The following is a 24,377-nucleotide window of genomic DNA, read 5'->3' as shown; positions in this document are numbered from 1 at the left end:
CGGACAATAGAGGGTGGCCGTCGGGGCCCACCGGAGGAGGAAGAAACCACATGGCACAACCCGAGCGGAACGAGCAGCAGCGGCTGCGCCCCGCACCCCTGCTCTTCGAGCCGTCGGCAGCGTTCGCCGATCCTGAGCACTTCTTCGACCTGGAGTCGATGGACGATCCGAAGGAGCTGCTGAGCCGCGCCACCGAGCTGACGCTGGCCTTCCGCGCCGCGACGGACCGGGCGGTCGAGTTCCAGGCGATCGCGGCGGCCCAGCTGGCGGATCCGCGCCGGTTCGACCGGCTGACGACGGCGGACATCGCGCGACGGGCGGAGTGGACCGAGGACTACGCGGTGAAGATGGTCGAGTTCGGCCGCAGCCTGCTGAACGAACCGAGGCCCTGACGCCGGGGCCGTTCTTCCGTCGCCGGCGGCGTGCCGCGGTGGCCTGCTCGACGGCCCTCGCGATCACTCCGGGTACAACCGTTGGCATATGCCAGGTGCGCAAGATACTCCTCGCCACCCCGACCTGTCCCGATTTCCGACAACTCTCGGAATCCGGGTGATCACTCCGGGTAGACCTGTGCACATGACCGCATGGCTGCCAGACGAAACGACCCTGCATCACGGCGACGGGCCTTTCCCCCACGCCGGTGAAGACGCCGACATCTTCGCCGTGCTGCGTGAGCAGGCCGGCCATCGGACGGCCCAGGTGACCGCGGCCGGTGCCGCCTGGCTGGCCGGGGCCGCGGCGTATCCGCGCAGCACCCTGTCCCAGTGGGAGTCGCACCCCTCATCGCCCGGGGTGCTGCCGTGCGGTTCCGCCTTCGACGTGGTGAACGTGCCGACGCTCTTCGGGCGCCGGATGCTGGAACACCTGTGGGCCGACGGTCCGGGCTCCGGCCCGGTCGCCACGCACCGCGGCCGGATGCTGCTCTTCGCCTCTCCCGGCACCGCCCAGCGGCTGCCGTCGCTGCTCGACTGGGAGGAGTGGGGGTCCGGGCCGGGGACCCGGTCCGCCCGGGACCCGCTGACGCCGGAGGGCAGCGGCCCGAAGGTGCCGCCGCTGCTCTGTCACGGCGCCGGGGACGCGGTGACGGTCCCGCCCCTGACCTGCGATCCGGCCTCTTCCGGGCCCCGCTGGCTGGTCGCCCCCGACACCCGCAGCCCCTGGCTCCCGGGGCCGGACGTCCTGCTCTGGGCCTGCGTCCGGGTGGCCCGGTCGGTGCCCGCTCCGGCGCCCCGGATTTCGATTTTTCCTCCCACGGATCAGGGTGCTAAGGTCTACGACGTCAGCAGGCGCCGCTAGCTCAGTTGGTTAGAGCAGCTGACTCTTAATCAGCGGGTCCGGGGTTCGAGTCCCTGGCGGCGCACAGACGGAAGAAGCCCCCTCGCGAGAGCGAGGGGGCTTCTTCGTTGTCATCACCACCGCGGTCCGCGCCTTCAGCCTCCGGTGGTGATCCGGACCGTCCACGCGCCGGACGGCGTCCGGTCGGCGACCTCGACCGTGGTGTGTCCGCCGGGGATGGAGTACGTCTCGCCGACCCTCAGCGGGGCGTCCGCGAGCGGCGGGTAGACCGAGCGGTCCCAGCAGGCGTCGGTGGTGGGGTGGGTGTCGAGGACGTCGACCGGACCGCCGCCGGACGGCGTCCCGTTGCGGATCCGGTAGAGCAGCACGCCTTCGGTGCACGTGGCACTGTCGTTGCCGGTGGCACTGCGGGCCTCGACGGCCACGGCGCTGCCCTCGCCGGTCCTGATCACGGCGAGCCGGGTTCCGATGGACGCGCCCGGCACGGGCACGGCCGCCATCGGCTCCAGGGTGACGACCCGGTCGCTCTGGATACAGGTCACCTGCCGGTCGTCGAGCCAGCCCAGCTTCCACTTGTGCCAGCCGAAGAGGTCCGGCGCGAGGCCGAACTGGCTGCCCATGACGTCCCAGTCGCCGACGTAGGTGTCCCAGTCCCCCTTGCCGTCCGAGGGCCGGTGGTAGAGGTCGGGCAGGTCGAAGACGTGTCCGGTCTCGTGGGCGAGGACGTTGTGGTCGGGCGGGTGCTGCTCGAAGACGGTGACCACGCGCCTGATTTCCGTACCGTCGGCGTGCAGCGGCCGGTCGAAGTTGACGACCTTGGTGGCGTCGGAGTCGACGCCCGGGGCGTCCGGGTCGGCGACGAGGTAGACGAGGTCGTACTTCGAGAAGTCGACCTCGGGGTCGGCCGCGGCGATCGCGTCGCGCAGGTAGGCGCTGCGCCGGCCGTCGTCCCAGTCGCGCTGTATCCCGTAGCGGACCGACGGTTCGGGCATCCGGATCCAGTGCCGCAGGGGGTGCGGGCGCAGCGTGAACTTTCCGTACGAGGCGCGCTGGAAGAACTGCGTGGTGGCGGGAAAGTGGTCGGCGGCGAGTTCGGCGGGGGTGGTGACGGGCCGGGCGTCGGGGAACGAGAGGAAGACCATGACCGCGTCGAGGGGGTGGTCGGGGCGGGGATAGGCGCCGTTCCACTCGTCCAGGCCCAGCGAGTGGTGGGCCTCGGTCCGGGGCAGGGCGCAGGGGGCCGCCTCTCCGGTGGCGGCTGCGGCGGGGCCCGCGACGAGGGAGGTGGCGGCGAGCGCCAGGAGGGAGATCAGCCCGGCCGCCACCGCGCGCGGACTCGGTCTCTCCATCCTTCCGGGCCCTTGCTGACGCGGCACATCCACCTCCGGTACGGGTACGGACTCCAGGACCCTCCTGACCACCTTCTGGCGTTTCGCGAGGTACGTCCTGTTGGGCTGCCCCACTCGGGTCAGCGGCCACACCCCCCGCATCCTTCACAGTCAGTCACAATCGATCACCCACACAACGGGAGGGAACGGAGCCGCGCAGAATCGATCAGTCATGGGCAAACCGGATCACCCCGCGAATGGCTCAAGTGCAGCGGACGCGGGGTGACAAGCGCCGGGGCGCTGGAACGGCCGAGGTGCCAGCATCTATGCTTCACCTCGCTTTCCTGCGCGGTTTCCGCCTCTGACGACGGCGCTCCACGCGGCGGGCCAGTCCGACCAGAGGTGTCCGGGACAGAACTGCACGGCGGGAGCGAACGGTGAGCGAAACCTCCGAAGGGCCCAGGCCCGCGGCAGGCACAGCCCCCTCTTCCCCACCACCCTCCCTCACGGAGTGTGACGGCGCGTGGCCCTCCGCCGGGGCCTCGTCCGAACCGCACGACTACCGGGCCGCCTTCCGGGCGGCCACGCTCCCGATGGCCGTCGTCGACCACGAGGGCCTGATCGTCACCGCCAACGAGGCGCTGGCCGCACTGGCCGGTGTCGGTGCGGCGGCGCTGACCGCGCAGTCCGCCTCCGATCTGGTCGACCTCGCCGCCGACGGCCGCACCTGGCGCGCGTACCGCGAGGTGCTGCACGGCCGGCGCTCCCGGTTCCGCTGCACCCGCCGGCTCAAGCACCCCGACGGGCGCTCGCTGTGGGCGGAGATCACCGTCGTGCCGATGGCCGCGGCACCGGAGCAGGGGGACGGGGCCGCACCCGGCCAGGTGCTGCTCTCCGTGGCCGACGTCAGCGACCGGCGCGAGCTCCAGAAGCGGCTGCGCCACCTCCAGATGCACGACCCGGTGACCCGGCTGCCCAACCGGACGCTGTTCTTCGAGCGGCTCTCGGCGGTCCTGGAGGCGGTGCCGTACCAGGACGACAGCATGCCCGGACGGGGACGGATCGGGCTCTGCTATCTCGATCTGGACGGATTCAAGGCCGTCAACGACACCCTGGGCCACCGGATCGGGGACCGGCTGCTGGCCGCCGTGGCCGCCCGGCTCACGGACTGCGCCGAGCAGGAGGCCGCACACCCGGGCGGCGCGCATCTGGTGGCGCGCCTGGGCGGCGACGAGTTCGCGATCCTGGTCGAGGAGTCCACCGGTACGCAGCAGCTGACCGATCTCGCCCGCACGGTGCTCGCCGCGTTGCAGCAGCCCTTCGACCTGGCCGGTCAGCGGCTCTCGGTCTCGGCGTCGATCGGCGTGGTGGAGCGGCCCGTCGCGGGCACCTCGGCCACGGGTCTGATGCAGGCGGCCGATACGACGCTGTACTGGGCGAAGGCGGACGGCAAGGCCCGCTGGACCCTCTTCGACCCCGAACGCAACGCCCACCGGATGACGCGCCAGGCCCTGTCGTCCAATCTCCGCCCGGCGGTCGAGCGCGGCGAGTTCACCATCGAGTACCAGCCGCTGGTCTGCATGGCCGACGGGGTCGTGCGGGGGGTGGAGGCGCTGGTGCGGTGGAACCACCCGCAGTTCGGCCTGCTCTCGCCGAATCGGTTCGTCGCGATCGCCGAGGAGGACGGCTCGATCGTGCAGCTCGGCCGGTGGGTGCTGCGGGCGGCCTGCCGGCAGGCCAGGCGGTGGCAGCTCGACCACCCGGACGAGCCGCCGCTGTTCATCAGCGTCAACGTCGCCGTGCGGCAGGTCTGGGACTCCGATCTGGTCACCGATGTCGCGGAGATCCTCGCGGAGACCGGCCTGGACCCGGCGCTGCTGCAACTGGAGCTGACGGAGTCCGCGGTGATGGGGTCGGCGGGCCGGCCGCTGCGGGCCCTGCAGTCGCTCAGCGACATGGGGGTCCGGATCGCCATCGACGACTTCGGTACCGGCTACTCCAACCTCGCCTATCTCAGCCGCCTGCCGGTCTCCGTACTGAAGCTGGACGGCGCCTTCGTCCGCGGTTTCCGGTACGAGGACGGCACGCATCCCAGCCCCGCCGACGAGACCATCGTCGAGGCCATGGTCCAGCTGGCCCACCGCCTGGGCCTGACCGTCACCGCGGAGTGCGTGGAGACGGCCGGCCAGGCGGAGCGGCTGCGCCGGATCGGCTGCGACACCGGACAGGGCTGGCTCTACTCCCGCGCGGTCGCCCCCGAACGCATCGGGGAACTGCTCGGGGCCCGGTCCCTGAAGGCCTGAGCGCGGCCGAGGGCCCGACGCTCAGACCGCGTCCGCATCCGGCCGCAGCTCCACACAGCTGCGTACGAAGTCCCGCACCGCGTCCGGAACGGCCCGGGCACGCGGCCACGCCACCCCCACCCGGGACGGGCTGACGCCGCTGACCGGGCGGTAGACCACGTCCGGACGCCGGTAGAAGCGGGCCGTGGCCTCCGGGGTGAGGCTGACGCCGAAACCGTTGGCGATCGCGTTCAGCCATTCGTCGGGGTTGTGGGCGACGGCTCCCACCGTCACCGGGTGTCCGTCCCGTTCGTCGGAGGCGAGCCAGTACTCGCGCCACCAGCCGGACTCCTCCGGGGTGGCGACGAACGGTTCGTCGAAGAGCTCGGCGAACTCGATCACCTCCTGGCCGGCGAGACGGTGGGCCGCGGGCAGTGCCACCCATCGGTCCTCGGTGATCAGCACCTCGACGTCCAGCGCCTCCTCTCCCGGGAACGGCAGCCTCAGCAGCGCGGCGTCGCAGTCACCTGCGGCCAGTCCGGCCGTCGGGTCGTCCCACGCCGTCTGGTGCAGCTGTACCCGCCAGCCCGGCCGGCGCCGGGCGAAGGCGGCGATGATCTGCTGCGTCAGTTCGTTGGCCCCGCTCGCGACGAAGCCGACGCGCAGCACCCGGTCGGCGCGGGCGGCGGCGCCCTTGGCCGTACGCAGGGCGGCGTCCCAGGAGTCGAGGACCGCGGGAACCGATCCGGCGAGCGCGGTACCGGCTTCGGTGAGCGTCATCCCGGTCCGGGACCGGGTGAACAGCGTGACGCCGAGACGCGTTTCGAGCTGCTTGATCTGTTTGGTCAGCGCGGGCTGCGAGATGAACAGCCGCTCGGCGGCCCGGGTCAGATGGCCCTCATCGGCCACGACGGCGAAGTAGCGCAGCAGTCTGGTGTCGACATCCATGCCGCCAGGTTATGGAAGCAGGTATTGGACCGGACAGGCGGCGCGCGCCGAAGCTTCTCCAGGTAACCACCGCTCGGCACCGGGGAGTTGACATGGAAGAGCCGAACCGCTCGCTGATCGGCGCCTTCTGGGCGAGCTACGCGACCGGGAACCTGTCCGCGCTGCGGGACGACGTCCTGGCGGCCGACGCCGTCTGGCACATGCCCGGCCGGCATCCGCTCTCGGGGACGTACCGCGGCACCGCGGCGATCTGCGGCTTCCTCAGGGAGCTGGGCACCCACGACTTCCGCGCCGAGGTGCTGTTCGCGGGCGCCGACGACCGGCACGTCGTCGAACTGCACGACTGCACCTCCGGAGACGGCGACCTCGCCATGACCTGGGTGCTGGTCTTCCGGATCGAGCACGGGCGGATCGCCGGGATCCGCCACTACCCCGCCGACGCCCACGCGGCCGACACCTACTTCCGGAACCGCTGAGATCCCGGACCGCCGGGACTCCGGTACCGCCGGGATTCCGGAACCGCTGAGATTCAGAACCGCTGAGATTCAGAACCGCTGAGATTCAGAACCGCAGAGAGGCTCCGATGACCACCGTCACGTCACCCCCGTCCGGGCCGGGCCGGACCGGCACCACCGGCCCCCGGTCCTCCGCGCTCGGGCTGCGCGGCCTGCTGATCCTGATCACCCTGTGCGGGGCCACGTTCATGACCGGTCTCGACTACTCGATCATCACCGTCGCCCTGCCCGAGATCGGCCGGGACCTCGGTTTCTCCTCCACGGGCGATCTACAGTGGGTGGCCACCGCCTGCCTGCTGCCGACCGCCGGACTGCTCCCGCTGTTCGGCCGGCTCTCCGACCTGGTCGGCCGGCGCAGGCTCTTCGTCCTGGGCGCCGCCCTGTTCACCGCGCTCTCCCTGGTGGCCGCGGCGGCCACCGGCCCGGCGATGCTGATCACGGCACGGGCGGGGCAGGGCATCGCCGCCGCCATGATCGGGCCGACCGCACTCGCCCTGATGACCGCCTCGTTCCCCGAAGGACCGCAGCGCACCAAGGCGCTGGGGATCAACGGCGCGCTGCTCTCGCTGGGCTTCGTGACCGGCACCATCGGCGGCGGTCTCATCACCAGTGGGCTCAACTGGCGCTGGACCATGATGCTGCTGGTGGTGATCGGTTCGGTCGTCCTCGGCGGCGCGCTCACCCTGCTCCCGGCGTCGGCCGATGAGCGCCGCGCCAGTCGTCTCGACGTGCCGGGCGCCCTGCTGTCCGGTGCCGGGCTCTTCGCCCTCGTGTACGGGATCTCGACCGGCGCCGACGCCGGCTGGACGAGTGCGCCGACGCTCACCGCACTGATCGGGGCAATGGCGCTGCTCGGCGCCTTCCTCGTCGCGGAGTCCAGGCACAGCGCGCCGCTGGTCCCGCTCGGGCTGCTGGGCCGCCGCACGGTCAAGTGGAGCGCGCTGGTCGGCCTGATCACCTTCTCGATGTGCGGCGGCGCGACGCTGCTGCTCAGCCTGTACATGCAGGACGTGCTCGGCTGGTCGCCCCTGGCCACGGGGTTCGGCTTCCTCGCCGAGGGCGCGGCCGCGCTGCTCGCCGGAGCCCTGGCCTCCCGGGTGATCGCGGCCCGCGGCACGACGGCCGCGATGGTGACCGGTCTGCTGGTCCAGGCGGCGGGCACGGGTGCGATGGTCCTGCTGCCCGGGGACGGGAACCTGCCCCTGCTGCTGCTCACGTCGGGGCTGATGGGCTTCGGCCATGTGCTCGCCGTGGTCGCCTTCATCTCGACGCTGACCTCGGGGCTGCGGGACGACGAGCAGGGTGTGGCGGGCAGTCTGGCCCAGATGCCGCAGTTCGTCGGCGCCATCGGCGTCGCGGGGCTGGCCGCCGTCGCCGGTTCGGGCGGCTCGCTGCTGACCGGACTGCACACGGCGCTGCTGGTGGCGGGCGTCACGGTGCTGGCCGGGGTCCTGGTCGCCGCGGTCTTCCTGCGCCCGGCGCCGCAGCGCTGACCCCGTACGCCGAAGCCGGCCCGGTCCCCCCGCGGGGGGACCGGGCCGGCTTCGGTGATGGCGGGGCCGCGGACCGTCAGGCCCCCGGCAGGCCGTACGCGTCCGCGATGAGGCCGTAGCTGTGCAGGCGGGCCTCGCCGCCGTGGGCGTTGGCGGTGATCATCAGCTCGTCGGCGCCGGTCCGCTTGGCCAGGTCGTCGAGGCCGGTGCGGACCTCGTCGGCGGTGCCGTGGACGATGTTGACGAGCCAGTTGTCGACGAACTCCCGCTCCATCGGGCTGAAGGCGTACGCCTCCGCCTCCTCGGGTGTCGGGACCAGCCCGGGGCGGCCGGAGCGCAGGCGCAGCATCGACAGGGCGCCGGACAGCACCTGGCGGCGGGCCTCGCGCTCGTCGTCGGCGGCCAGGGCGGCGACGCCGATCAGGGCGTACGGAGCGTCCAGCACCGCGGACGGCTTGAAGGACTCGCGGTACAGCTCCAGGGCCGGAATGGTGTTCTGGGCCGAGAAGTGGTGCGCGAAGGCGAAGGGCAGGCCGAGCATGCCGGCCAGCCGGGCGCTGAAGCCGGAGGAGCCGAGCAGCCACAGGGGCGGGCGGGCCGGGGACTGGACGCCGCCCTCGGAGGTGGCCTGGACGGGTCCGGGGACCGCGTGGATGCGGGCGTAGGGGTGGCCGTCGGGGAAGTCGTCGTCCAGGAAGCGCGTCAGCTCCATGAGCTGCTGCGGGAAGTCGTCCGCGCCCTCGTTGAGCCGCTCCGTGCGGCGCAGGGCGGCGGCGGTGGCGCCGTCGGTGCCGGGGGCCCGGCCGAGGCCGAGGTCGATACGGCCGGGGGCCATGGCCTCCAGCGTGCCGAACTGTTCGGCGATGACGAGCGGGGCGTGGTTGGGCAGCATGACGCCGCCGGAGCCGAGCCGGATGCGCTCGGTGCGGGCGGCGGTGTGGGCCAGGATCACGGCCGGCGAGGAGGAGGCGACGCCGGGCATGGAGTGGTGCTCGGCGACCCAGTAGCGGTGGAAGCCGCGGCGCTCGGCGAGCTGGGCGATCTCGACACCGGTCCGCAGGGCCTGGGTCGCGGTGCGGCCCTGGCCCACCGTCACGAGGTCAAGGACCGAGAGGGGCACGGGTGCCGTCCCCTCCGCCTTGCCACGGATCTCGTCGCCTCGAATCTCGTCCACGTCCTGGCCTCTCCGGTGGTGCTCGTCTGTCCTTCGTCGGTCCGGAGCAGTGCAACAGGAGGTTGACTCCGTTTATTCCGGGGCGGCCGGTCCCCGCTACCCCGGCCTGCCGTGTGCGTACGCCCGTCCGCTCCCCCACTCCACCGGAGCCGGCGGCGATTCGCGGGCCGCGAAGAGCGCGCCGAGCCGGGGCGCCCAGGCGGGGCGGTCGGCCAGTCGCAGTGCCTCCCGGACGGCCACCTGGTTCGCGGTGAGGACGGGCTTGCCGAGGAACTCTTCCAGTTCGGCGAGGTGGCCGACGGTGTGCAGGGCCGTGTCCGGCAGCAGGACCGCGTCCGCCTCGGGCCGGTCCGCCGCGCGGGCCAGCTCCTTCACCTGATCGAGCCCCCAGGCCGCGGCCTCGGCGGCATCGGCCACGCCCGCCGCGTGGGTGGCGACCACCTCCATGCCCGCGGCCCGGAGGAAGGCGGTGAAGTGGGCGGCGATGTCCTCGGGGTAGGTCGCGGCGACCGCGACCTGGTTGGCACCCAGCTTCCGTACCGCGTGGACGAAGCCGATGGAGGTGCTGGAGGCCGGCACACCCGCCGCCCGCGCCAGGGCCATGACCTGGTCGTGGGCGCCGTCGGGGCCGTACAGGAAGCTGCCGCCGTCGCACGCCCAGACGACGGACTGGACCCCGGAGCGCTGAAGCTCCTCGACACGGGTGGCGAGCCGGCCGGGGGCGCCGAGCTCACGCAGGGCGTCCTCCCGGTAGGCGTCGTCGGGGCTCTCCGTGTGCCGGACGACGAGTCTGATGGTGCTGTCGAGCAGGATCTCCATGCGCGGGTAGTCGTCCTCCGCGAAATGGCCCGGGTAGAGGAATCCGACGGTCGTCATGTCCACCCTTCCTGTACTGCGTGTCCAGTGCGGCGCACCGGTCGCGGCAGGCGACCCGCGACACTGACCCGTTTCCCCGCTTCTCATCCAGTATTCCCCCATCCGCCCCGGTCACCGCTGCGACCTGTTGACGGGGTGGGGTGCGACTGCGAGCGTGGTGCCTCCGCAGCCTCAGCCGAATGCAGCCGACGCGGAGGAACCGCCCCCATGCCGGAGCCCGTCCTGCTCGTCCTGGACGCCGATCCGCCGCCCCGCCTCGGGGCACTGACCGGCCGGGTGCGGGTGCGCCACACCGACGGGGCCGGTCTGGCGGACGCGCTCCCCCGGGCGGACGTCCTGCTGGTCTGGGACTTCACCTCGGACGCGGTACGGGCCGCCTGGCCCGGCGGCGGGCCCCGTCCCGCCTGGGTGCACACGGCGAGTGCGGGGGTGGACCGGCTGCTCTGCCCGGAGCTGGTGGACGGCGACACCGTGGTGACCAACGCGCGGGGGATCTTCGAGCAGCCGATGGCCGAGTACGTGGCGGGCCTGGTGCTGGCGTTCGCCAAGGACCTCCCCGGCACCCTGGAGCTCCAGGGACGCAGGCGATGGCGCCACCGCGAGACCGCCCGGGTCGCCGGGTCCCGCGCGGTGGTCCTCGGCGCCGGTCCGGTCGGGCGCGCGATCACCCGGCTGCTGATGGCGCTCGGCGTCGAGGTGGCCCTGGTGGGCCGCACGGCCCGGCGCACGATCCACGGCGCCGGGGACCTGGACCGGCTGGCCGCCCGCGCCGACTGGGTGATCTGCGCGGCGCCTCTGACCCCGCGGACACGGGGCATGTTCGACAGCCGGTTCTTCGGGCTGATGCAGCCCTCGGCCGTGTTCGTCAACGTGGGGCGCGGCCCGATGGTGGTCGAGCACGACCTCGTCGACGCGTTGCGCAGGCGGTGGATCGCGGGGGCGGCGCTCGACGTGTTCGAGCGGGAGCCGCTCGGCCCGGACGACCCGCTGTGGGACGCCCCCGGCCTGATCGTGTCGCCGCACATGAGCGGTGACGTGGCGGGCTGGCGGGACCGGCTGGGCGAGCAGTTCGTCGCGATGTACGAACGGTGGGCGGCCGGGGATCCGTTGCCGAACGTGGTGGACAAGCGGCTCGGGTACATCCCGGGCACGGACCAGGACGCGTGACCCCAATCCGGGCCTGCCGCGCCCCACTTCGCCACCCCATGACGGACATCCACGGATAACACCCCGTCATTCACCGCACTCCGCAACGACATACGCCCCGCACACGAGTCGTCGCACTCCGCCCGCATCCGGACACGGGAAGGTCACCCTCCGGCCACCGTTCGGTTACATGCCACCTCCTCCTGCATAGACGTACCGGATCGGGAAGGCGTCAACCCTGTCCGGACTGTTCGACCCCTTCAGGAGATTGCGAACCATGGCTGACTTCCCGAACCTGTCCCGCCGGGGCTTTCTCAACCGATCGGCAGCCGTGGGCGGTCTGCTCGTGGTCCCCGGCCTGCTCACCGCGTGCAGCAAGACCGGCGCCGATTCGGCGGACGGCGAGGGCGCCCTCGCCAAGCTCCGCAAGCAGGGATTCGTCCGGGTCGCGTACGCCGACGAGGCCCCGTACGGCTACATGGAGGGCAAGGAGCTCAAGGGCGAGGCACCCGCCCTGCACCGGGAGATCTTCAAGGCGCTGGGCGTGGACGAGCTGCGCCCCACCCTCTCCGAGTGGGACGGACTCATTCCGGGACTGCAGGCGTCCAAGTACGACGTGGTGAGCGCCGGTATGGCGATCACACCGGAGCGCTGCGCCAACGCCCTCTTCTCGGAGCCGGAGTTCATCTCGCCGACCGCGCTGATGGTGAAGAAGGGCAACCCGAAGAAGGTCACCGACCTGGCGTCCGCGAAGGCCGCCGGGATCACCGTCGGCGTGATGGCGGGTGCGGTCGAGGGCTCGTACGCCGAGGGCGCGGGGATATCCAAGGACCGGATCAAGTCGCTGCAGAAGCCGCAGGACGGAGCGGACGCGGTCAAGGGCGGCCGGGTCGACGCCTTCCTGCTGACCGGCATCTCGCTGCGCTGGCTGGCGAAGACCAACCCGGAAACCGAGGTCACCGAGGCCTTCCTGCCGGAGCTCGACGGGGTGAAGCAGTACAGCCCCGGCGGCGCCGTCTTCCGCAAGGGCAACGAGGAGCTGCGGGACGCCTTCAACCGCGAGCTGAAGAAGATCGTCTCCGACAAGTCGCGCTATGTCGAGCTGCTCCGGGACTACGGCTTCGGGGCCACCGAGCTCCCGCCGGCCACCCTGAAGACGGCCGATCTGTGCAAGGGCTGACAGGGACGGGGCCCGCCGCATGAGTGACTTCTTCTCCGCCTTCGCCGACGATCTGCCACGACTGGGCTCGGGCATGTGGGTGACCCTGCAGGCCACCGTCCTGGGCGCGCTGCTGGCCCTGCTCCTGTCGTTCGTCCTCGGCCTGATGTCGATCAGCCGGTTGCTGGTCTCGCGGGGCGTCTCGCGCGTGGTCGTGGAGTTCTTCCGCGGCACCTCGCTGTACGTCCAGCTGTTCTGGCTCTACTACGCGATGCCGCCCCTCACGGGTTACGAACTGACGCCTCTGCTCTGCGGGGTCATCGCCTTCGGTCTCAACTACGGCGCTTACGGCGCCGAAGTGGTACGCGGGGCGATCAACTCCGTGCCGCGCGCCCAGTACGAGGCGGCGGTCGCGCTGAACATGACGCCCGTGCACCGGATGCGCAAGGTGATCCTTCCGCAGGCGTGGGTGCAGATGATCCCCTCCCTCACCAACCTCCTGATCCAGCTGCTGAAGTGCACACCACTGCTGTGGCTGATCTCGGCGGCCGACCTGATGACCGCGATCGAGAAGCTGCGCAGCCGTACGGGTGAGACGCTCACCGCGTACGTGACCCTGCTGGTCTGCTACTTCGTGCTGGCCTACGCGCTGACCCTGCTGATGAACCTGCTGGAGCGGTCCGCCAAACGGCGGCTCGGCCTGGCGAGCGGCGGGAGAAGCCTGCTGAAGTCCCGAAGCGCCGTGACCGCCCCGGCTGCCGGAGGTGCCCGGTGAACGAAGGATTCGACTGGAACGCGGCGGGGGACGCACTGCCCCTGCTCCTTCAGGGCTTCAAGGTCACCCTGCTCGCCACGGTGCTCGGGACGCTCGTCGCCGCGGTGCTCGGGCTGGCGATCGCGGTCGCCGGACGGGCTCCCACCCGGTTCGTGACCGTACCCGTGAAGGTGGTGATGGAGTTCATCCGCTCCACGCCGCTGCTGGTCCAGCTGGTGGGCGCGGCCGCGCTGTTCACCTCGGTGGAGCCGCTGACCATCGGCATCGTGGTGCTGGGCATCCACTACGCCACGTACACCTCGGAGGTGTACCGCGCCGGGATCGACGGTGTGCCGAAGGGGCAGTGGGAGGCCTGCCGGGCCCTGTCGATGACACCCCGGCGGACCTGGCAGGCCGTGATCCTGCCGCAGGCGGTGCGCAACGTGCTGCCCGCACTCGGGAACTACGCGATCTCGATGTTCAAGGAGACCCCGTTCCTCGCCGTGATCACGGTGCAGGAGATGGTCTTCGAAGCCCGTAAGTACGGGGGTGACCACTTCGTGTACACCGAGGTGTTCACACTCGCCGGACTGGTCTTCCTGGTCGCGAGCTACCCCACGTCCCTCCTGATGAGAAAGCTGGAGAAGCGCCTTGGCCACTGAACCTCTCCCCCTGCAGAAGACCGCGGCCACGGCCCCCGAGGACGTCGTCGCGATCCCGGCCACCCGGGCCACCGGACACCCGCTGGTCCGCTTCGACAAGGTCGTCAAGCGGTACGGCGACCATGTCGTCCTCGACCAGCTGGACTTCTCGGTCGAGCGCGGCGAGCACGTCACCCTGATCGGGCCCAGCGGCTCGGGCAAGACCACGATCCTGCGGCTGCTGATGACGCTGGAGAAGGTCAGCGACGGCGTGATCCGGATCAACGGCGATCCGCTGTCGCACATGCAGGCGCCGGACGGCTCGCTGAAGCCGGCGTCCGAGAAGCACCTGCGCGAGGCGCGGAAGAAGATCGGGATGGTCTTCCAGCAGTTCAACCTCTTCCCGAACATGAAGGTGCTGCAGAACATCACCGAGGCGCCCGTGAACGTCCTCGGCATGGACCGGGACAAGGCGGAGACCCGGGCCCGGGAGCTGCTCGACCTCGTCGGTCTCTCCGGGAAGGTCGACGCGCACCCGTCCCAGCTCTCCGGCGGCCAGCAGCAGCGCGTCGCGATCGCGCGGGCGCTGGCGATGGAGCCGGAGATCCTGCTCCTGGACGAGGTGACGTCCGCGCTCGACCCGGAACTGGTGGCGGGGGTGCTGGAGCTGCTGAGCGACATCGCCAGGAACACCGACATCACCATGCTCTGCGTGACCCACGAGATGAACTTCGCCCGGGACGTCTCGGAGAAGGTACTGATGTTCGATGCCGGGAGGGTCGTGGAGTCGGGTTCGCCGGAAAAAATCTTCTCCGATCCCGAACACGAACGTACTCGCGAATTCCTCAACGCGGTGCTGTGACCTTGGCATCCGTCGATCGCTCTTGACTCTGGCATATGCCGGACGGGTGCGCCCCAGCTAGCGGGGCCGGGGCGCACCGACGAGTAGTCAACACCCGGCCCTGAACGGCCTCTTGGCGGCTATCGTGGTGACAAAGCTTGCGGTCACAACCTGGTAGGGGGAAACCGTGGCGTTGAAGCCCGAACCGACCGCGCCGTTCCATTCGGTGCAGTACGCCCTTCGTGTTCTCGAAACGGTCTCCAAGCACGGCAACGGTGTGAAGGACACCCAGATCGCCCGGGAGACGGGACTGCCCCTCGGGCATCTCACCTCCCTGCTGCTGACGCTGCGCCGCGAGGGATACGTCGAGCAGATCACCGACGGCGCGTATGTCACCGGCGCCTCGCTGCTGCTCCTCGGCTCCGGGGCGGCCCGTCGGCAGGCTCTGGAGGCCAAGCTCCAGCAGACGCTGGTCCAGCTGCGGGACTCGGTGGGCGCCGCCGTCTACATCAGCCGGTACGTGGACGGCGAGATCCGCGTCACGCAGTACGCCGACGGTCCCCGGACACCCGCGGTCAACGAGTGGGTGGACTTCCGGTCGGCGGCGCACGCCTCGGCGATCGGCAAGTGCCTGCTGACCCAGCTCGACCAGAACGGGCGGCGCGATCACCTCTCGCGGCACAAGATAGCCCGGCTGACATCACGGACGATCACGAGCGAGAAGGTCCTCTTCTCCAAGCTGGACAGCCAGCCGGCGACGGTACCGGTGCTCGACCTCCAGGAGTACGCGGTCGGCACGGTGTGCGCCGCGGTGCCCTTGACGGCCGGGTCCTCGGCGGGATGCCTGGCGCTGTCCCTGCCGGTCGAGCACGCGCACCGGCTGCGCGCGGCGGCGGACACGCTGAACCGGCGGGCCGCGCCGGTTCTCCTGTCGCTGGCGCTGTAGCCGGACCGGCCCGTCCCGCGTCGTCCTCGCTCGCCGGACGGGCCTGACCAGCTCGGACGGGACGGACCGGACCGGCTGCGCGACGCCGTCCGGCCTCGCTCGCCGGACGGGTGGCGGAACACGGCCCGTCCGGCGAGCGAGGACGTCTTCCTCGGCGCGACCGGCGCGGGCCGGGCCCTCCTACCGCTCCAGCCACACCGCCGTGTCGCGCGGCAGCACTCCCGGCTCGTCCAGCTCCGCGCTGGCCAGCAGCACCCTCGCATCCGGCGGGAGCGCCACCGGATCGCCCAGGTTGACCAGGCAGCGGAACGCATCCCCGCGGTCGAAGCAGACCGTGTCCCGCCCCGCGTCCACCCAGGTCAGGGTTTCCCCGAGCGGGGTGAGCCGCTCTCGGCGCAGGGCCAGGGCGGCCCGGTAGAGGGTGAGGAAGGAGTCCGGGTCGGCCTCCTGCGCGGATGCGCTCAGCTCCGCCCAGTCCGCCGGCTGCGGCAGCCAGGGGGCCTTCGCGCCGGACGGGGAGAAGCCGAGCGACGGTCCGCCGGACTGCCACGGCAGCGGGATGCGGCACCCGTCGCGCCCCCGGTCCACACCCCCCGACCGCTCGAACGTCGGGTCCTGGATCAGCGCGTCCGGCAGGTCCTGCACCTCCGGCAGCCCGAGCTCGTCGCCCTGGTACACGTACACCCCGCCCGGGAGGGACAGCGTGAGCAGCGCCGCCGCCCGCGCACGGCGGCGGCCGAGCACGGGGTCGCTCGGGTCGAGCAGCCGCTTGTCGCCCATGTCGAACGACGTGTCCTCGCGCCCGTACCGCGTGACGTGGCGGATCGTGTCGTGGTTGGACAGCACCCAGGTCGGGGGAGCACCGACCGGTGCGTGCCCCGCGAACGTGGAGTCGACGACCCCGCGCAGGGCCGCCGCGTCCCACGGGCAGCACAGGAAGTCGAAGTTGAACGCGGAGTGCAGCTCGTCGGGGCGCAGATAGCGGGCCGTCTGTTCGGCGGCAGGCAGCCAGACCTCGCCGACGAACGTCCGGTCGCCGTCGTAGGAGTCGAGGATCTTGCGCCAGGAGCGGTAGATGTCGTGGACCTCGTCGCAGTCCTGGTACGGGAGGTCGGTGACATCGGGGTCGGGTCCGACGTCGGGCAGTCCGGGCTTCTTCGCCAGACCGTGCGCGACGTCGATCCGGAAGCCGTCGACGCCCCGGTCCAGCCAGAACCGCAGGATGTCCTCGAACTCGGCCCGCACCTCCGGGTGTTCCCAGTTCAGGTCGGGCTGTTCGGGGGCGAACATGTGCAGGTACCAGGGTCCCGCGCTGCCGTCCGCCTCGGTGACGCGCGTCCAGGCGCTGCCGCCGAAGTAGGAGACCCAGTCGTTGGGCGGCAGTTCACCGCTCCCGCCCCGGCCGGGGACGAACCAGAAGCGCTCCCGCTCCGGCGCCCCGGGCCCCGCGGCCAGCGCGGCGCGGAACCACGCGTGCTGGTCGGAGCAGTGGTTGGGGACGAGGTCGACGAGGACCCGGAGCCCGTGGCCGTGCGCCTCGGTGATCAGATGCTCGGCCTCGGCGAGGGTGCCGAAGAGCGGGTCGATGTCGCGGTAGTCGGCCACGTCGTAGCCGCCGTCGGCCATCGGCGAGGTGTACCACGGGTTGAACCACAGGGCGTCCACGCCGAGTTCCCGCAGATACGGCAGCCGGCTGCGGACCCCGGCGAGGTCGCCGGTGCCGTCCCCGTTGCCGTCCGCGAAGCTGCGTACGTAGATCTGGTAGATCGCGGCGTGCCGCCACCAGTGGGTCACTGAGACTCCTTGTTCGGTAAAGGGGTGGTGCGGGCGGCCGCAGTCAGGGGCGGCCGCCCGCACCGGACGGGGCTACCAGCCGGTGTTGCCGGAGCCCCGGGTGATCGTGAAGCCGCCCGCGGCGGAGAGTCCGCCGTCGGTGGCGCCGCTGACGGTGGTGCCGGAGAACGTTCCGGCACCGGCGGAGTTGATCTCGATGCCGTACGAGCCGGCCTTGTCGATCTTCAGACCGTCGACCGTCACGGAGCTGACGTTCTTCTGCCAGCTGATGAGCAGGCCGCTGTAGGTGCTGTCGAGGAGGTCGTTGTCCTGGAGGAGGACGGGTGCGGTGATGTCGGAGGAGTCGGCGTAGATCCAGAGCGCGCCGAGCCTGCTCTGCCAGTTGGGCTCGTAGCCGCCGGTGCGCGTCAGGGTGTTGCGCAGGACGGCGGTGGTGCCGCTGAACGGCACGGGGGCGAACCGGCTGCTGATCGCGATGCCGGAGGCGCCGGTGACCGTGTCGGCGAGGAGGTTGTCCTCGACCCGGTTGGCGTGGCCGCCGTAGATGCCGACCGTGTTGGCGAGCAGCGGAAGCTGCACGGTGTTGAAGCGGAACGCGCTGTCCGTGACCGCCTGCGACTCGGAGAACATCGCGAGTCCGTCGTCGCCGGTGTTGCGGATGCTCGACTGCGTGACCTCGCTCCCCGCCGTGCCCTTGTGGAGGTTGACGCCGTCCGCGAACGTGTCGCGGATGCGCAGCCCGGTGGCGAGGAGGCCGGTGGTCGGGGCGTCGGTCCAGAGCCCGACCTTGGTGTGCTCGATCCAGATGTTCTGCAGGGTCGAGCCGTTGCCGAAGTCGCCCTCGACCGCCGCGTCGAAGTTGGCGTCGTCCCGGTAGGAGACGTCACCGGCGATCATCAGGTCCTGCACGTTGCTGGTGCCGCCGCGGCCGAAGAGGCCGCCCTTGCCGTTCTTGCCGCGCAGCACGGTGTACCACTGGCCGGCGCCGCGCAGGTCGGCCCCGGCGAGGTCGATGTGCCCGGAGATGTCGTACGTGCCGGCGGGCAGCCAGAGCCCCTTGCCCTGCGAGGTGGCCGTGGCGAGGGCCGAGTTGAGGGCCGAGGTGTCGTCCGTGGAGTCGCCCGGCGTGACGCCGAGGGTGGTGGCGGAGACGAATCCGGTGGCGGGCATGGTCAGCGCGGCCGGGACGCTCTCGGTCTCGACGAGGTCCAGGGTGTAGGAGGCGGCGGTGTCGCCGGAGTCCTTCCGGAACTTCAGTACGGTGCCGGCCGGGAGCTCCTTGCCGAGCAGGGTGCGGGTCTCGTCGAAGAAGTGGTGGCCGGAGCCCTGGGAGGGATCGTTGTTGTAGGGGTAGCCGCCGTACACCCAGCTGTACTTCGAGCTGAGCGGCAGGTCCTCGATCTCGCTGCCGTCGGCGTAGACGCTGAGCGTGGCCGCGGTTCCGGTGCCGGCCGCGTTGTCCGGCAGGGAGTAGCGCAGGGTCAGCGCGTTGGCCGGCTTCGTCAGGGTGAACTGCACGTACTCGCCGGTGCTGTCGAGGACGACGGCCTTGCGGCCGGAGGCCTCGGACGGGACGGTGAGGTAGGTGCGGTCGGGGCCGATGACGGTGGCGTCGGTGCTGCCGCTCTCGGCCTCGTACGCGGTGTACGGGAGGGTGGCGCCGCGGGTCGCGGCGGGGGTGGAGCCGGTGACGGCGATGCCGTCGAGCTGGTAGCCGCCGTTGTCACCGGAGGCCGTGCGCAGGGTGAGGCTGTTGAGTGCGGCGCGCAGCGGGACGTCGGTGCCGGCGGTCGCCCAGGCGCCGCCGGTGCCGGGCAGGGTGAGCCGGCGCACGGTCGTGCCGTTGGCCTGCAGCGTGGTGGTGGCCGCGGTGGTGTCCGTGGTGCGGTAGCGGACGGTCAGCGGGTAGGTGGCTGCCTCGGGCGCGTCGACGGAGAAGACCGCGCGGGCGCCGGTGGTGGTGAGGCCGGCCAGGTAGGCGCTGCCCTCGTAGCCGGCGGCGGTGGTGGCCCTGGACGCGCCGCCGGAGACGAAGGCGTCCTCGGCCTGGTGGGTCAGGGTCGTGGGACCGGGGTCCGTGGGGGTGGTGGGGGTGACCGCGGTGGCGTGGTCGAGGTTGACGTTGCCGCTGTCGGACGTGGTGAACGTCCAGGTGACGGTGTTGTCCCCGGCCCGGTAGCCGACCGCCTCCTCGTGGGTGGCCCAGGTGTCCCAGTTCGCGGTGGCGGGCAGGCTCACCTGGCGGATCCGGTCGCCGTTGACGTACAGGCTGAGCGTCATGGTGGCGGTGGTGCCGTTGGCGTAACGGAGGGCCAGGGACCCGGCACCGGCCGCTTCGGAGTGCACGGCGAACGAGACCGACGCGGCGCCCTTGTGGGCGTCGGTGAAGCCGCCGACGAAGCCGCTGCCCGTGTAGCCGGGGTGTTCGGTCGACACGGCGGCTCCGCCGGACAGCTGTGCGGACTCCGCTTCGAGCACGGTGCCGGCGGCCTGCGCGGTGGCCGTGGCCCCGTACAGCAGGGCTCCGAGCATCGACAGGAGCAGCGGCAGCACGGCCCGCAGGGTGCGGGAGCGGTTGTGGGAGCGCTTTCTTGGTGCAGGAGACACGGCTGTGTGTCCTTCCTGTGTGGGGGAATCCCGGGGTGGTGCCGAGACGGCACCACGGCGGGGCCCCGCGGGTCAGCCCTTGAGGCTGCCCGCGGTGAGGCCCGCGATGATGTGGCGCTGGAAGATCAGGAAGAGGACGAGCAGCGGCACGGCGGCCATGGCCATGCCGGCCAGCAGCTGGTTGGCGGGCATGAACTCCGACAGTCGGTTGAGGGCCACGGTGATCGGCTGCTTCGCCTCGTCCGGCAGGACGAGCATCGGCCAGAGGAAGTCCTTCCAGACGCCGACGACCGCGAAGATCGAGACGACGGCCAGCACCGGCCGCGACAGCGGCAGGACCACCGAGACCAGGACCCTGAGCGTGCCGGCGCCGTCGATCCGTGCGGAGTCGAGGAGTTCGGCGGGGATCTGGTCGAAGAACCGCTTCAGGATGAAGATGTTGAAGGCGTTGGCGGCGGCGGGGAGCCAGATCGCGAACGGGGTGTTGATCAGGTTGATGTGGAAGAGGGGTACGTCCACGACGGTCAGATACGTCGGCACGAGCAGCGCGGACACCGGCAGCATCAGCGTCGCCAGCATCATGCCGAGGACCACGTTGCCCAGCAGCGGGCGCAGCTTGGAGAGCGCGTAGGCGGCGGAGACGTCGACGAGCAGCTGGGTGAGCCAGGCGCCCAGGGCGAGGATCAGAGTGTTGAGGAAGTAGTGCCCCAGTCCGACGTTGGTCCAGGCGTCCGTGTAGCTCTCGGGGTGCCAGCTCTGCGGGAACATCGTGGGGTGCGGATCGCCGAGCTCGGCGGAGGACTTCATCGCGCCGGTCGCCATCCAGTACAGCGGGAAGACGAAGGTGAGAGTGAAACCGATCAGGGTGAGGACCAGCACGAAGCGGTAGAGGAGCCGTCCGGTGCGGCGGTTCATCTCAGCGGGTGCGATCAAAGTGCGTACGGGGGTTTCGGCAGGCATGGGTGGTCCTCTCAGCCCTTCGTCCGGGTCAGGCGCAGATAGACGCCCGCGAAGAGTCCGAGCACGACGAACAGCAGCGTGCTCATGGCGCTGGCCAGGCCGAAGTCGTTGTAGACGAAGGCGTAGCGGTAGAGCAGCAGGAGCACGGTGACGGTGGCGTCGTCGGGGCCGCCGCCGGTGAGCACGAAGGGTTCGACGAAGACCTGCATGGTGCCGATGACCTGGAGCAGCAGCGTGATCATCAGGATGAAGCGCATCTGCGGGATCGTGACGTGCCACAGCCGCTGCCGGATGGACGCTCCGTCGAGCTCCGCCGCCTCGTAGAGCTCGCCGGGGATGCCGCCGAGGGCCGCGAGGTAGATGAGGGTGGTGGTGCCCATGTTGGCCCAGGTGGAGACGAGCACCAGGGAGATCATCGCGAGGTTCTCCGACTCCAGCCACTGCTGGGCGGGGAGGTGGAAGACCCCCAGGACGTTGTTGAACAGGCCGGGGCCGGGGTCGTAGAACCAGCGCCACAGCAGCATGGTGACGATCGGCGGCAGCATGACCGGCAGGTACACGGTCATCCGCAGGTACGAGCGGCCGTGGCGCAGCTCGTTCAGGACGACGGCGGTGGCGAACGGGGCGGCGAAGCCGAAGACCAGGGCGAGCAGGGTGAAGTAGCCGGTGTTCTTCCACGCGGTGAGGAACAGCGGATCGTCGAACAGCCGCTGGAAGTTGTCCAGGCCGACCCACCGGGCGGGTTCGGCGAAGGTGACTTGCTGGAAGCCGAGGAGCGCCCCGCGCACGATCGGGTACCAGGAGAACAGGGCGAAGCAGAGCACACCGGCGGCAAGGAAGAGGTACGCGACCAGGTTCTCGCGGACCGCCCGGCGCAGCCGGGCGCTGCCCGGCCCGGCCGCGGGGGCGGCGGTGGTACGGGCCGGGGCGGGGGCCCCGGCGGCTGCCGGGTCCCCGTCCGGGTGGCCGGTGCTCTTCGCCGGGGCGGAGGAGAGCGACGACACGTTCATCGTCACTTCACCGTGGCGAGGATGGTGTCGGCCTTCTTCGCCGCGTCCTTGAGGAGCTGGTCGATGTCCGCGTCCTTCTTGGTCAGCACGGACTGCATGACGCCGTCGAGCACGGTGTAGAGCTGCTGGGCGTTGGGCGGCTCGACCTTGGTCTCCACCTGGGCGTTGCGGTCGACGAACGGCTTGTAGTTGCCGACCGGGGTGTTGGCGTACTTGGCGTGGATCCGGTCGATCTCGGCCTGGGTCCCGCCGGCGAACAGCCGGGGCTGCGGGAGCCCGATCGGCACGCCGTCCGTCTTGGCCCGCTTGCTGTCCACGTTCTCCCGCTCGGGGCTGCGCAGGTACTTCCACTGCACCCACGCGAGGCCGGCCTTGATCTTCTCCGGGGACGCCTTCGGGTTGAACATGAAGCCGTCGCCGCCGCCGAGGGTCGCCGTGCCGGGCATGGCCGCCAGGCCGTAGTCGTCGTAACTGCGCTCGAACTGCTTGACGATGGTGGGGATGTTGTCCGGTCCCGCCATGTACATCCCGAGCTTGCCGGCGCCCATCATCTTCTGGACGTCGGCTATCTCCAGCAGCTGGCGGGTACCCATGCTGTTGTCGGTCCAGCGCATGTCGTGCAGGGCCTGGAGGGCCTTGCGCCCGGCGTCGCTGTCGAAGGCGGCCTTCCACCTGCCGTCCTGCCGCGTCGCGACATCGCCGCCCATGGAGTAGATCCACGAGGTGAGGTGCCAGCCGCCCTGGTTGTTCTTGCTGTAGTCGGCGTATCCGACCGTGCCGTCGCCGAGCGCGCTGATCTTCTTGGCGGCGGCGCGGACCTCGTCCCAGTCGGCCGGCGGCTTGTCGGGGTCGAGCCCGGCCTTCTTGAACAGGGCGCGGTTGTAGAGGAGCCCGAGCGAGTAGTTGCCGGTGGGCAGTCCGTACGTCTTGCCGTCGGCGTCCTTGAAGACCTTCAGCAGCGCCGGGTCGATGTCCTCGGAGAACGGCACGTCGGCGACGTACTTGCTGATGTCGGCGGCCTGACGGCGCTGGATCAGCCCGGCGGGGTCGGTGAAGTAGACGTAGTAGACGTCCTCCAGCTGACCGCCCGCGAGCTTCGCGGCGAAGGTCTTCGGGTCCATCTGGCCCTCGCGGGCGTCGATCCTGATCTTCGGGTGGCTCTTCTCGAAGGCTTTGACGTCCTCCATGAAGTTCTTGCGGTCGACCGGCTGGGTCTTGGCCGGCATGCCGTTGACGCTGATCGTGACCACGCCGTTCTTGTCCACACCGGAGGACGAGGACGCGGAACCACCGCAGGCCGTGAGAGCGAGGGACAGGGCGACGGCCGTCGCCGAGCCGAGAAGCTGGCGTCTGCTGATGCCGGACGAGCCATCCATGCGAATCGTGCCTTCCTGGGTACGGGGCTGTCGGACCCCGGGCGCTTTGAGCTGCGCTGAAGGTAGAAGGCGGTTACGCAAGAAGTCAATGCATCAACGCAAGAAAGTAATGTTCTTGACCTTCGGAGGTAACGCCACCGTTCTCAACGGGGGCGGGCGGCGGTCGAGCCGCGGACGATCAGCTCGGTGTCGAACATCATCAGGTCGTTTGCACTGGCGTGGCCGTCGATCTGCGCCATGAGCGCGGCGACGGCGGCCGTCGCCATGGCCTGGATGGGCTGCCTGGCCGTCGTCAGCGGGGGCTCGGTGGCCACCATGAACGGGGAGTCGTCGAAGCCCACGACCGAGAGGTCCTTCGGTACGGAGAGCCCGTGGCGGCGGGCGCCGCGGACCGCCCCGAGCGCCAGCGCGTCACTTGCGCAAACGATGCCCGTGACCCCCTCGGCGAGCAGCCGGGGCAGCGCGGTGGCGCCGCCCTCCATGGTGAACAGCGCATGCGCCACCAGCCGCCGCCAGTCGTCCGGGGCGACGCCGCGCCGGCTGCAGAACCCCGCGAACCCGGCCAGCTTCCGGGCGGAGGGAACATGCCCGAGCGGCCCGAGGATCATCCCGATCCGCTCGTGCCCCAGCGCGGTCAGATGCGTCAGCGCCTGTTCGGCGGCCAGGGCGTCGTCCACCCGGACCTGGGCCACGCCCAGGTTCTCGTCCGCGGCGTTGAGCAGCACCATCGGCACTTTGCGCTCCCTCAGCGCCCGGCCGTGCTCGGGACCCGCGTCGGCGTAGCTCGCGCCGATGAAGACGATCCCGCCGATGTTCTGGTCCAGCAGCATCTCGATGTAGTGCGCCTCGGAGACTCCGTCGGCGGTGCGGGTGCACAGCACGGGTATCAGCCCACGCTTGTTGAGCAGCCCGCACAGGGCCTCGGCGAACGCGGAGAAGATCGGGTTCTGCAGGTCGGGCACGACCAGGCCGATCAGCGCGGCGCGGGGGGCGCGGTAGCGCAGCGGCCGCTCGATGCCGCACACGTCCAGGGCGCTCAGCACCGCGTCTCGGGTCGCACTCGCCACGTCCGGGCTGCCGTTGAGGACACGGCTGACCGTCGCCTCGCTGACACCCGCGAACTCGGCCACCTGGGAGAGTCGTCGTTTCGTCACGGGCTCACCCTACAAAGCCGCACGCAAAAAGGAAGATCACTTACGAAAGAAAATGACTTTCACTGAAAGACCGCCCG

21 protein-coding genes and 1 tRNA gene are annotated in these 24,377 nt (G+C 70.9%); 12 read left to right on the top strand and 10 right to left on the bottom strand.

The features are described from left to right. The first annotated feature begins 50 nt into the window (after window positions 1-50). From ACGFZA_RS31500 to ACGFZA_RS31490, 3 genes are all read left to right on the top strand, one after another. The gene (locus tag ACGFZA_RS31500; RefSeq protein WP_393683569.1) at window positions 51-392 is read left to right on the top strand and encodes a hypothetical protein; all 342 of its coding nucleotides are present in this window, start codon (window positions 51-53) and stop codon (window positions 390-392) included. A 184-nt stretch (window positions 393-576) separates the two neighbouring features. Next, window positions 577-1,296, top strand: coding sequence for a hypothetical protein (locus ACGFZA_RS31495; RefSeq protein ID WP_385278351.1), 720 nt, complete (start codon window positions 577-579; stop codon window positions 1,294-1,296). Beyond that, window positions 1,287-1,360: transfer RNA gene (locus tag ACGFZA_RS31490), tRNA-Lys, on the top strand. Before ACGFZA_RS31495 ends, ACGFZA_RS31490 begins: the two co-directional genes overlap by 10 nt. 70 nt (window positions 1,361-1,430) lie before the next feature. Here the strand turns inward: ACGFZA_RS31490 and ACGFZA_RS31485 are convergent. Continuing rightward, window positions 1,431-2,645 carry a M6 family metalloprotease domain-containing protein gene (locus tag ACGFZA_RS31485; protein ID WP_393683567.1) on the bottom strand — a complete coding sequence of 405 codons (1,215 nt, stop codon included), beginning with the start codon at window positions 2,643-2,645 and terminating at the stop codon, window positions 1,431-1,433. Between the two features lie 416 nt (window positions 2,646-3,061). Here ACGFZA_RS31485 and ACGFZA_RS31480 point away from each other — a divergent pair, with 416 nt between their 5' ends. Then, window positions 3,062-4,927, top strand: coding sequence for a putative bifunctional diguanylate cyclase/phosphodiesterase (locus ACGFZA_RS31480; RefSeq protein WP_393683565.1), 1,866 nt, complete (start codon window positions 3,062-3,064; stop codon window positions 4,925-4,927). A 21-nt stretch (window positions 4,928-4,948) separates the two neighbouring features. Here the strand turns inward: ACGFZA_RS31480 and ACGFZA_RS31475 are convergent, their stop codons facing one another. After that, window positions 4,949-5,854 (bottom strand): LysR family transcriptional regulator, encoded by a 906-nt coding sequence (locus ACGFZA_RS31475; RefSeq protein WP_385278357.1) that lies wholly within the window; start codon window positions 5,852-5,854, stop codon window positions 4,949-4,951. 92 nt (window positions 5,855-5,946) lie between these two features. Between ACGFZA_RS31475 and ACGFZA_RS31470 the strand changes: the two genes are divergently transcribed. Both ACGFZA_RS31470 and ACGFZA_RS31465 read left to right on the top strand, forming a co-directional pair. Continuing rightward, window positions 5,947-6,330 carry a nuclear transport factor 2 family protein gene (locus ACGFZA_RS31470; protein ID WP_385278359.1) on the top strand — a complete coding sequence of 128 codons (384 nt, stop codon included), beginning with the start codon at window positions 5,947-5,949 and terminating at the stop codon, window positions 6,328-6,330. A gap of 107 nt (window positions 6,331-6,437) precedes the next feature. Then, on the top strand, window positions 6,438-7,862 hold the full coding sequence (locus ACGFZA_RS31465; RefSeq protein ID WP_393683562.1) for an MFS transporter: 1,425 nt from the start codon (window positions 6,438-6,440) through the stop codon (window positions 7,860-7,862). 76 nt (window positions 7,863-7,938) lie between these two features. On the opposite strand, the gene ACGFZA_RS31460 is transcribed toward ACGFZA_RS31465, so the two are convergent. Both ACGFZA_RS31460 and ACGFZA_RS31455 read right to left on the bottom strand, forming a co-directional pair. Continuing rightward, window positions 7,939-9,036: an LLM class flavin-dependent oxidoreductase gene (locus ACGFZA_RS31460; protein ID WP_385278363.1), complete on the bottom strand. Its 1,098-nt coding sequence runs from the start codon at window positions 9,034-9,036 to the stop codon at window positions 7,939-7,941. Between the two features lie 96 nt (window positions 9,037-9,132). Then, a complete protein-coding gene (locus ACGFZA_RS31455) occupies window positions 9,133-9,912 on the bottom strand; it encodes a decarboxylase (protein ID WP_393683560.1) in 780 nt (259 codons plus the stop codon). Window positions 9,913-10,119: 207 nt separating this feature from the next. Between ACGFZA_RS31455 and ACGFZA_RS31450 the strand changes: the two genes are divergently transcribed. The 6 genes from ACGFZA_RS31450 to ACGFZA_RS31425 all read left to right on the top strand — a co-directional run bounded on the left by ACGFZA_RS31450 (window position 10,120) and on the right by ACGFZA_RS31425 (window position 15,399). Then, window positions 10,120-11,079 carry a D-2-hydroxyacid dehydrogenase gene (locus ACGFZA_RS31450; RefSeq protein ID WP_393683558.1) on the top strand — a complete coding sequence of 320 codons (960 nt, stop codon included), beginning with the start codon at window positions 10,120-10,122 and terminating at the stop codon, window positions 11,077-11,079. A gap of 256 nt (window positions 11,080-11,335) precedes the next feature. Next, a complete protein-coding gene (gene ehuB, locus ACGFZA_RS31445; RefSeq protein WP_393683556.1) occupies window positions 11,336-12,238 on the top strand; it encodes an ectoine/hydroxyectoine ABC transporter substrate-binding protein EhuB in 903 nt (300 codons plus the stop codon). Window positions 12,239-12,257: 19 nt separating this feature from the next. Continuing rightward, a complete protein-coding gene (gene ehuC, locus ACGFZA_RS31440; RefSeq protein ID WP_393683553.1) occupies window positions 12,258-12,992 on the top strand; it encodes an ectoine/hydroxyectoine ABC transporter permease subunit EhuC in 735 nt (244 codons plus the stop codon). Next, on the top strand, window positions 12,989-13,633 hold the full coding sequence (gene ehuD / locus ACGFZA_RS31435; RefSeq protein WP_385278373.1) for an ectoine/hydroxyectoine ABC transporter permease subunit EhuD: 645 nt from the start codon (window positions 12,989-12,991) through the stop codon (window positions 13,631-13,633). Before ehuC ends, ehuD begins: the two co-directional genes overlap by 4 nt. Next, a complete protein-coding gene (gene ehuA / locus ACGFZA_RS31430; protein WP_393683551.1) occupies window positions 13,623-14,474 on the top strand; it encodes an ectoine/hydroxyectoine ABC transporter ATP-binding protein EhuA in 852 nt (283 codons plus the stop codon). Before ehuD ends, ehuA begins: the two co-directional genes overlap by 11 nt. Before the next feature lie 166 nt (window positions 14,475-14,640). Beyond that, entirely contained in the window at window positions 14,641-15,399 is a 759-nt protein-coding gene (locus tag ACGFZA_RS31425) for an IclR family transcriptional regulator (RefSeq protein WP_385278377.1), read from the top strand. 180 nt (window positions 15,400-15,579) lie between these two features. On the opposite strand, the gene ACGFZA_RS31420 is transcribed toward ACGFZA_RS31425, so the two are convergent. From ACGFZA_RS31420 to ACGFZA_RS31395, 6 genes are all read right to left on the bottom strand, one after another. After that, window positions 15,580-17,193, bottom strand: a complete 1,614-nt coding sequence (locus tag ACGFZA_RS31420; RefSeq protein WP_393683549.1) for a glycoside hydrolase family 13 protein — start codon at window positions 17,191-17,193, stop codon at window positions 15,580-15,582. A gap of 72 nt (window positions 17,194-17,265) precedes the next feature. Further along, complete coding sequence (locus ACGFZA_RS31415; RefSeq protein WP_393683547.1) at window positions 17,266-19,800, bottom strand: CBM35 domain-containing protein; 2,535 nt, start codon at window positions 19,798-19,800, stop codon at window positions 17,266-17,268. 72 nt (window positions 19,801-19,872) lie between these two features. Further along, a complete protein-coding gene (locus ACGFZA_RS31410) occupies window positions 19,873-20,760 on the bottom strand; it encodes a carbohydrate ABC transporter permease (protein WP_393683545.1) in 888 nt (295 codons plus the stop codon). Window positions 20,761-20,771: 11 nt separating this feature from the next. Beyond that, window positions 20,772-21,770: a carbohydrate ABC transporter permease gene (locus tag ACGFZA_RS31405; protein ID WP_393683543.1), complete on the bottom strand. Its 999-nt coding sequence runs from the start codon at window positions 21,768-21,770 to the stop codon at window positions 20,772-20,774. Window positions 21,771-21,772: 2 nt separating this feature from the next. After that, window positions 21,773-23,146: an extracellular solute-binding protein gene (locus tag ACGFZA_RS31400; RefSeq protein ID WP_393683541.1), complete on the bottom strand. Its 1,374-nt coding sequence runs from the start codon at window positions 23,144-23,146 to the stop codon at window positions 21,773-21,775. Between the two features lie 143 nt (window positions 23,147-23,289). Continuing rightward, window positions 23,290-24,300: a LacI family DNA-binding transcriptional regulator gene (locus ACGFZA_RS31395; RefSeq protein WP_385278388.1), complete on the bottom strand. Its 1,011-nt coding sequence runs from the start codon at window positions 24,298-24,300 to the stop codon at window positions 23,290-23,292. Window positions 24,301-24,377 lie beyond the last annotated feature (77 nt).

This window comes from Streptomyces sp. NPDC048211 (assembly GCF_043202315.1).
In the GTDB taxonomy this organism is placed as follows: Bacteria; Actinomycetota; Actinomycetes; order Streptomycetales; family Streptomycetaceae; genus Streptomyces.
Note: the sequence above shows the minus strand (reverse complement) of the source record. Positions and strands in the feature narration are given on the sequence as shown.